The organism is Nonomuraea sp. NPDC052129 (assembly GCF_040680095.1).
Classification (GTDB): Bacteria; Actinomycetota; Actinomycetes; order Streptosporangiales; family Streptosporangiaceae; genus Nonomuraea.
The window spans coordinates 1-8,119 of record NZ_JBFAVX010000074.1 but is presented as its reverse complement, the minus strand read 5'-3'; the positions used below and the strand labels follow the sequence as shown (position 1 = coordinate 8,119).

The 8,119-nt window shown below is 66.4% G+C and carries 9 protein-coding genes and 2 pseudogenes; 4 read left to right on the top strand and 7 right to left on the bottom strand.

All coding sequences use genetic code 11. The features are described 5' to 3' along the window. From AB0L53_RS59080 to AB0L53_RS59070, 3 genes and pseudogenes are all read left to right on the top strand, one after another. Nucleotides 1-205, top strand: a pseudogene (locus AB0L53_RS59080) (hypothetical protein); the annotation flags it as partial. 86 nt (nt 206-291) lie between these two features. After that, a complete protein-coding gene (locus AB0L53_RS59075) occupies nt 292-885 on the top strand; it encodes an Imm21 family immunity protein (RefSeq protein WP_364015823.1) in 594 nt (197 codons plus the stop codon). Nucleotides 886-1,023: 138 nt separating this feature from the next. After that, entirely contained in the window at nt 1,024-1,920 is an 897-nt protein-coding gene (locus tag AB0L53_RS59070; protein ID WP_364015820.1) for an aminoglycoside phosphotransferase family protein, read from the top strand. Between the two features lie 314 nt (nt 1,921-2,234). Here the strand turns inward: AB0L53_RS59070 and AB0L53_RS59065 are convergent, their stop codons facing one another. Further along, nucleotides 2,235-2,909 carry a hypothetical protein gene (locus AB0L53_RS59065; RefSeq protein WP_364015817.1) on the bottom strand — a complete coding sequence of 225 codons (675 nt, stop codon included), beginning with the start codon at nt 2,907-2,909 and terminating at the stop codon, nt 2,235-2,237. A gap of 818 nt (nt 2,910-3,727) precedes the next feature. Between AB0L53_RS59065 and AB0L53_RS59060 the strand changes: the two are divergent. Beyond that, a pseudogene (locus AB0L53_RS59060) lies at nt 3,728-3,897 on the top strand (IS5/IS1182 family transposase); the annotation flags it as partial. A gap of 93 nt (nt 3,898-3,990) precedes the next feature. Here AB0L53_RS59060 and AB0L53_RS59055 read toward each other — a convergent pair. The 6 genes from AB0L53_RS59055 to AB0L53_RS59030 all read right to left on the bottom strand — a co-directional run bounded on the left by AB0L53_RS59055 (nt 3,991) and on the right by AB0L53_RS59030 (nt 7,836). Next, entirely contained in the window at nt 3,991-4,371 is a 381-nt protein-coding gene (locus AB0L53_RS59055; RefSeq protein ID WP_364015814.1) for a DUF5360 family protein, read from the bottom strand. 7 nt (nt 4,372-4,378) lie between these two features. Further along, a complete protein-coding gene (locus AB0L53_RS59050) occupies nt 4,379-4,930 on the bottom strand; it encodes a TetR/AcrR family transcriptional regulator (RefSeq protein ID WP_364015812.1) in 552 nt (183 codons plus the stop codon). Between the two features lie 374 nt (nt 4,931-5,304). Beyond that, complete coding sequence (locus AB0L53_RS59045) at nt 5,305-6,033, bottom strand: AAA family ATPase (protein ID WP_364015809.1); 729 nt, start codon at nt 6,031-6,033, stop codon at nt 5,305-5,307. 2 nt (nt 6,034-6,035) lie between these two features. Continuing rightward, on the bottom strand, nt 6,036-6,887 hold the full coding sequence (locus AB0L53_RS59040; RefSeq protein WP_364015807.1) for an aminoglycoside phosphotransferase: 852 nt from the start codon (nt 6,885-6,887) through the stop codon (nt 6,036-6,038). 8 nt (nt 6,888-6,895) lie between these two features. Beyond that, a complete protein-coding gene (locus AB0L53_RS59035) occupies nt 6,896-7,201 on the bottom strand; it encodes a hypothetical protein (RefSeq protein WP_364015828.1) in 306 nt (101 codons plus the stop codon). Between the two features lie 197 nt (nt 7,202-7,398). Further along, the gene (locus AB0L53_RS59030; protein WP_364015825.1) at nt 7,399-7,836 is read right to left on the bottom strand and encodes a radical SAM protein; all 438 of its coding nucleotides are present in this window, start codon (nt 7,834-7,836) and stop codon (nt 7,399-7,401) included. Between the last annotated feature and the right edge of the window lie 283 nt (nt 7,837-8,119).

The window sequence follows — 8,119 nt, the reverse complement described above, 5'->3', positions numbered from 1 at the left end:
GCTCCAATTCGATCAGCCGAACGTGTCCTGGGAGCTCGACGGCAACCAGTCCCAGGCCCGCGCCGCGCGAGCGGCCCTCCTCGAACAACTGACCCGACCACACCACTTCGTAGCCGGCGCCCACCTCGACTCACCCGGCATCGCCCGCGTAACCCCCTCCGGCGACGGTTATGCGCTGGAATACCTCGCACCACCGATCGGCTGATCGAGCCTGTCGGCTCCGGGCCGCGCCGGCCTGCGCCGAGACCGGGCCGGGAGCTCGTTGTCAGTGGTCGAGAGGACACTGGCGTCGTGAAAACGTTCTCCTCCACCACCGCCAGTTCACGCGAGCCTTTCCCTGTCTGGGTCGATTCGATGGGCGGCCCGCTGATAGCCGTGCCCGTTTCCGCGCTGGCCCAGTGGCGTGGTTGCACGGAGTCGGGGATGGTCATCGGCGACGGGGACGTTCTGGACGACTACGACCGCGCCTGCGTGGTGGAGGGTCTGGCGGGAGTGGTCGCTGTCGGCGAGGAGGGCGCCTGCGGACTTGTCCTGGCGGATGAGCCCGCCAGCAGCTGCTATCTGCCGGAACACCGAGCGTTCGTTCGCTGGCTGGGTGCCAACTGCGAGGCCGATCTGATTGCCGCAGCCCAGGCGGTGCTTGCCGACCCCACCACCGTGTGGGAAGACTGCGGCGTCTGGGAAACGGACGGCCCAGCGGTGCTCATTGACTCCGTGACGGCCGGAGCCGAGCTGGGCGTCGAGTTCCCGAACGGCGAAGGCCTGCCGGAGCAGGCCCCCGTCCCGCTCGGGGCCGGCAGCTGGATGGTCCGCGCCGTCTACGCCTCACCGATCGAGGACACCTCGGTGGGCGTGATCCAACTTCTGCCTCAGCCATCGAACTGACCGAGGTGCTCCCTCGGTGGGAAGGGGATCAGGACGGCATACCCCGGTGGACCGCCGCCGAGCGCCGGGCAATGAGGTTGTCGAGGTGGGCAAGTTTCACCTCTCGCTCCGCCTGCCGCCTCAGTACTGTGACTTCGCATGACCGACACCGAGCTCGAGATCACCGCGGACGTGGTCCGCGACCTGCTGCAGGAGCAACATCCAGACCTTGCGGGGCTGGCCATCCGCGAGGTGGTGGGCGGTTGGGGCAACCAGATGTGGCGCCTCGGGGACGAGTTGGCCGTGCGCATGCAGCGCATGGACCCCACCGGGGAGCTCCAGCTCAAGGAGCGGCGGTGGCTACCCGTGCTGGCCCCGCGCCTGCCGCTCCCGGTGCCGACCCCGGTGCGGTTCGGCGAACCGTCCGAGCGCTTCCCCAAGCACTGGACCGTGATGACGTGGGTTCCCGGCGAGCCGCTGGACCACGGCTCGATCAGCCGCGGCGCCCACGCGGCCGACACGCTGGCGGGTTTCCTCCAAGCGCTCCATGTGGAGGCGCCCGCCGAGGCGCCGATCGCTACGGACCGCGGTGCCCACCCCAGGAACTGCACGGTCGGCTTCGAGAACTTCCTCCAGGCCGTTGCCCTCGACGACATCGCGGCCGACGTCCGAGATGTCTGGGACGACGCCGTCGCGGCCAACGCGTGGGAGGGCCCGCCGGTCTGGGTGCACGGCGACCTCCATCCCGCGAACGTCGTCGTCTCGGACGGAACGCTCTCGGGCATCATCGACTTCGGTGACCTGTTCGCCGGCGATCCGGCATGGGACCTCGCCGCCGCATGGGTGCTGCTCCCCGCGGGCACGGCCGCACGGTTCTTCGACATGTACGGGCACGCGGACGAGGCGGCGATTCGGCGCGCCCGCGGGCTGGCCGCTATGAAGAGCCTCTTCCTGATGCTCATGGGGCAGAACGGAGATCGGGGTCTTCCCGGCGGCAAGCCGCACTGGGGACCCGCGGGCCGGGCGGCACTTGATCGTGTTCTGAAGGGCGTTTGACGCACACTTCTTGCTCGGCCTCAGCGATGCGGGCGATGAGGTTGTCGCGGATCCCCTCCGGCCGGCCGCGCTGGGCCGGGTCCGGCCGGAGAAACGCGGCGAGGCGATGTCTCACCGGCTGATCGGCGCCGCGGATCGGCGCTCAACTGGTCGAGGCCTCCACGAGACGCATCGGTGCAGCACGAAGCCTGTCTTACCGGCGGGACCGTTGATCCTGATCACAGGCCTGATGCTGGTCCTTCCAGGACCCACGGCGATCAAGGCGAAGGTCGATCGGGTGGCACATACTCCTGCGTCTGGAGCCTCGCTGGCGCCTAGAAGCATGGCAAGCTGTATCGGCGGTCTTCCACATGGTCGTAGATAGCGCGCAACCACGGCTCACGAGCCGCTGGCAGCCGCGCCAGCGTGTGGAGGAACACGCCCACATCAGGTCTGAAGGGCCTCCATGGCAGCCGTGGCGGCGGATCGTCGCGGCGGACAATGTCGGGCATTCCTGCCGCCGCGAGGGTAAGCCGCCGATCGTCATTGAAGGCCATGTACATCCACACGTCAGCCGCCAGCGGCACCACCGCTCCCGCGCCGCACGGCCACACCTCGCCGCTTTGCGGGTGCCGCGGCACCAGGGCGATTTCCGCGGTCACGCCGGACAGGCCAGGCCCAGCCAAGACGAGGTTCCGGGCCGACGGACCTGCAGGGAGCAGCGTGTCGAGTGCCTTGCGAAAAGCCTCGGCGACCGGTCCGTCAGGGACGGCAACCCGCTTGCCGCCCGACAACGCCAACAGGTGTGCCAACGCCACCGCGGCTGCTGCCTCCCACCGCGGGCTCCACCATCCGGGCTGCTCAACCGGCGGCGTGTCCGGATAGGCCGCCCGCAGCGCCTCCCAGCCGACCACCGTGCAAGCGGGGCCATCGACGCAGACAGGTCGTACGGCCCGCGGATCCAGCCACACTACCTGCCAGTACCCGCAGTCATCGATGCGGGTCGCCACCGCACGCCCGCACTCCACACACGCGAGGTTGGCGCCGCTCCGGCCGTCCAGGCCACAGCAGCAGCCATCACACCGCTCTCGGATGAGGACGGTTCCGCGGACATCGCCCGGCGTGACCCCGATGGTCCCCGGGGGTCCGTACGGCAGGGAGTACACCTGTAGGTACACGCCACGGGCTGCCGCCTCCTCCGCGCCCACCTCGTCCCAGACTCGCCATGGCGGCCCGGAGGGTTGGGATCGCACCGTGTACGTTCCGGGCTCCAGAAGGGCGGGGAGCAAGTCATGGCCGTACTTCTGATCGGCGTGGTCGGGAAGCGCGACACGCGACACCCTCGCGGTCAAAACGGCACCGCACCCCGCACATGCGAAAACGACCAAACGCCCCTCCCACGCCTCAACGATTCGATAGCAGCCTCTGACACGTGGTGGCGCAGGTCAGGAGCCTCAGCTGGTCCAAGTGCATGGAGCCGCCGGAAACGACATCATTCCCGAACTCATGCGTCGACGCCGGGTGAATCCTGGGTCTGGCACGAATCCCGGAAAGTGGCCAGAACCGAAGCACTTGGCCGTTGACATTCGGGGTGGGCGCGGGTGTTGTGCCGACCGTGGATCGCCGCGTTCTGCTCACACGAATGTCCATGGGCCTGGGATCTGTGCGGTGTCTGGCTCTACGACGCTTCCTTGGAGAGCACGACCGTGGACTTCATGTCTCGGCAGGTCGACGCTCTCCCAATCGTGAGTTCGCACACTTGCCGTCCGTACTTGCCGTCCGTACTTGCCGACCGATCCCCTGGCTGGCCTGATGCCCGTCGTAATGTGGGGATTCTGCGCGATTCCAGCCCGTGCTGGAGCGGATCAGTGTGCCCGGCTCGGACCGGGACGCCCGCGCCCGGGTCCCGGCAGGGTCCATGCCGATAAGGCGTACGGCTCCCGTTCCCGCCGCGCCTACTTGCGCAGGAGCGGTATCACCTGCACGATCCCGGAGAAGACCGGACCGCCCAGCCGTACGGTGGTGGATCGGCGGCGTGCGCGCTTCGCCTCCGCGGGCACCGGAAGGCCGCGTCGGCTGAGGCCTGTAGCCCTATGAGGCGGTGAAGTGTGGTCGTGGCTGCGTCAGGCAGACGACCGCGGGGATCGGGAAGAGCATGAGGTAGAGGTTCGGCAGCCACCAGGCCAGTGAGAAGTCGCCGCGCAGGGTCCAGAACGCGATCGCCATCAAGCCGGACGCCATGGTGAGCACGAGCGAGACCAGCATCAGGCCTGGACCCGACCGCGACCCTCGGCGCAGGAGGTACAGGCTGGTCAGGCCGGTGGCGCTGGCCAGCAGGTCGATCCAGAGAAACGACCAGTTCCAGTCGGCCATCACCGGGTTGGTGTAGTCGGCGAACGCCCATTCGGGCGGGATCGCCCCCAGCCCGGTGATGGTGAAGTAGACGACGAACGCCAAGTCCGTGAGCAGCATCAACGCTTTAGTGGCGCGTAGCACGGTCGATCGCCTCCATCAGGTAGCGCCTGGTGTGTTCGTGCAGTGCTGCGTCTGGTTCGCCGAGTCCGAGAAGCCTGGCCGCCCACCAACCGTCGATGGCCAGCCGTACCGCTGTCGCCGCGGCCGGATCGATGCCGTCGTCGGTCAGTCTGTCCTGCCAAGCAGCGAACCGCTCTCTCAGCGGCGCAAGGCCTGCCGGGTCCACGAGCACCGCGGCCAGCAGCGCGGCGGTCACTCGGTCGGCCGGAGCGTTGGCCGCGGTGTGGTGTTCGGGGATCGTCGCGTTCAGGTAAGCGCGCAGGAAGTCGCCCGGCTCGGCGCCCACCTCGGCCAGTGCCTGGTCGAAGGCCTTGGTCAGGCGGTCTACCATGCCGGCGACCAGCGCCTGCTTGGTGGGGAAGTGGTAGAACAAGCCGCCCTTGGACACGCCTGCCTGCCGGGCCACCGCTTCCAGGGTCAATGCCTCGGCCCCCTTGGACAGCAGTACCTCGGCTGCGGCGTCGAGCAGTCGCTCTTTCGAACTGGGACGTGGCACGAGGGAAACTATACCGACCAACCGGTACAGTTTGCTGTTGTTGAGGTGGCCAGCAGCCCATGGTGAGACCTGGGGCGCAGGGACTATTTCCTCACGTGCCCGTTCTCGAGCACTGCGCCATTCGATGACGTGTGTCACCGATCTCCGCTGGTGAGGCATCCGCGTGGGCTGCCTCGGCAGCCGATCGTCCAGCCGCCCCGCCTACGGTGAGCAACCGAGTTGGCATCGTTACGGCGGCGAGTTGGGTTGTGGGAGGGGCCGGCTGTTGTCGAACATGCCGGGGACCCGCCATGACGAAGCTTTCGCCGGTTCATCAGGAGTCTCCCGAGCAACCTCATAAGGTGCGCAGGGCCGCATGTCGTCCGCTCAACAACTCAGTCCTGATCCAAGACATACCTCAGATAGAAATCGGGCTTGGCGAGAAATCGTCGCCAGTGGTCCACCACCTGGAGCTTCTCCCAGTCGGTGGTGCGGATGCCATGGTCACCGAGTTCGATGACCTGCGCCCCCGGAAGGCTGGCGAGAATCGGCGAGTGGGTGGCGCAGATGATCTGCCCGCCTTCGCCGGCAACGCGATTCATCAGACCGACCAGGCGCACGCATGACTGAAACGACAAGGCAGCTTCAGGCTCGTCCATGAGATAGAGCCCCGGCCCCGACACCATCCGCTCTAGAACGGTGAAAAACCCTTCCCCATGGGATTGCTCCGTCAGGTCCTCCTCCCAGAACCCATACCGGCCAGACACGTTCTGCCCCAGATTGAAGAGCGTTTCGGCACGGAAGAAGAACGCCCGCCGCTTGAGGCGGGGGCCGTGAAGCAGTCGTAGCCCTGTTGCGGTGAGGTCAGCGTCAAGGACCTCCCCCAATGGAGTAGCGGGACCGGTACTGGCGTACTTGGTACCGGCCTTCCCGCCCTCCGCGTTGATGCCACAAACGTCGGCGACCGCTTCCATGATGGTGGACTTACCGGAGCCGTTCTCCCCAACGATGAAAGACACAGGGGCGGCGAATGCGAGCCCTCGTTCCGCCAGGTGGCGAACAGGCGGCAGCGTCGCGGCCCAACCTGGTGGAAGACTGCGGGCAGTCAGCTGGGTGAGCAACACGGCTAGTGCCTTCCTGCGGGCTGGATCAGCCGGGCCGCGTACGCACGTACCGGACTGACAAGGGTGGGGTAGTCACCACTCCGGGCGGCACGATCGAGAATATGCGCCGCAGCAGACAGCTGCGCCAGACGACCGGTCGGGGCGTCGAGGACGTCGGCGAACACATCGTGGACCCGCGCGGCTATGGCGGGGACCACGAAGCTGTGCAGATAGAGCACTGCGGCACCGTATCCAGCGGGGGCAGTTCCCCAGTGTTCCCAATCCAGCAGCCACAGGCGAGGTCGGGTGAGGTTGGCCCAGTGCAAATCGGTGTGCTCAGTACGCAGAATCGGGGTCTCGGGCAAATCGAGCGGTCGGCCATAGAAGGCTTCAACGCGTCGGGCCAGTGCCCACGGGTCATGCTCGCCTCGCGGAGTGGGATGCAGGGCAAGCGCATCGACAGCGGTACGCAGGTTTGTCCACCATGACGCAGGCAGGACTGGGGACACGGCCAATTCCGGAGAGGGGGAGCAAGGCGCATCGGGCACGTAGGTCATCAATTCGACGTAGATGCACACCGGCCCCTCGTCCCACTCAGTACGGGCAATCAATGTGGGTTTGGGAACATCACTGATTGATGCAGCGTCTCGATTTCCTGTCCATGCTGGGCCGTGCGCCCAATCCCGGTGTTCGGCGGTCGCACGAAGCCAAAACCGATCGCCCTCCGACCGGGAGGCCGATCCGATCGTTCGATCATGCCAGCCGAACACCGGATCCCCGGCCAGGATCACGCCGAGGCGGTTCGAGCCCTCGGTGAGAATACGGCGCAGAAAGGCGCGCTGCCCAGACTCAGGATCGCGGTGTCGGCTGGCCATGTCGGTCCCTACCTATTTTTGTCGGGGCGGCACTTGTTGGGGTCGCAGTTCATTACCGGCTTGCAGTTCTTATCCTTTGGCGGGCATGGCCCGCAGTGGTAGTTCGGCAAGCAGTTGTCCGCTGGGCGGCAGTTATTCTGTGGCTGGCACGAGGGGCTACAGTCTGGGCTGCACGGGTCTGGTCGGCATGGCCGGGCACGCGCCCCGAACTCCTCGCGCAGTTCGCTCGCGATCTGGGCGAACTTCTCGCCGGTGAGGATACCCGGCAGGGATGTCTGCCGGACGTTACCGACAGGCAGCCAGCGAGAGAACACGCACGGCCACACCTCGCCCGTGGGTGAGACTGCGACCCGCCGGTCTCCGCAGTTGCCGCAGAGCTGATCGACTCCCGGTCCGTTCTCCCGGACCCCGCGCCCGACTTCCCGAAGGTCGTCGTAACCGATCTCAGGAACGCCCAGCCGTTCCAGGGCTGTGATGGCCTGACCGGTGCGCTGCCTGCCGAGAACCCCGATCACGTCGGCGCGAAGCGGGATACCCAACTCTTGCGCGCGGGCGATGTTCTTGGTCGTGACTCTGAGCGAGGGCCGCTTGGTGATCGCCTCGTGTTCGTCGGACCGGTCGGAGTAGTACGAGGTCGCCAGACGGACCCCGGCAGCCGGAAGGTCTCCCACATCTCCGGTGTGACATGGACGAGATTCGTATAGATCTCGACCTCCATGTCAGTGCTAAGCGCGTGCTGTACGAGCTGGGGCAACGCCGGATGCAGCGTTGGCTCACCTCCGATGAACTGCCCCATCCTCGCGCCCGCCTCACGGGTCTGGGTGATGACGCGCCGCCAGTCGGCCACGCTCAAACTTCCGTGAGTTCCTTCGGGTCCGGACGAGGCATAGCAGTGATCACAGGCGAGCTGACACTTTCCCGTGATCTCCCACCACGCGAAATCGAGCACATCGAGCTTCGGCACAGTACCTCCTACGGGTTCAGCAGACTAGACAGGACCGATTGGATTGAAGCCGCGACTTCCGGCGATTACCAGCCCTGCATAAGCCTCCAAATTTGTCCTTTAGAGCGCTTTTCCGCATATGGCTTCCACTTCATCGGACATGACCGACAAGTAGGGCGCTCCACATGCTGTCCGGTATCCATTCACGCCTGGCGTTGAGCCTTGAGTCTGATTTGGGGTAGACGCGCCGGTTCTGCGGAATACAGGGATCTTGTAATGGTTCGTCGTA

What these genes read in the sequence shown, in the direction of transcription:
- AB0L53_RS59070 (WP_364015820.1), top strand. Translation starts at nt 1,024, where the DNA reads ATGACCGACACCGAGCTCGAGATCACCGCGGACGTGGTCCGCGACCTG.
- AB0L53_RS59040 (WP_364015807.1), bottom strand. Translation starts at nt 6,887, where the DNA reads ATGGCCAGCCGACACCGCGATCCTGAGTCTGGGCAGCGCGCCTTTCTG.
- AB0L53_RS59055 (WP_364015814.1), bottom strand. Translation starts at nt 4,371, where the DNA reads ATGCTGCTCACGGACTTGGCGTTCGTCGTCTACTTCACCATCACCGGG.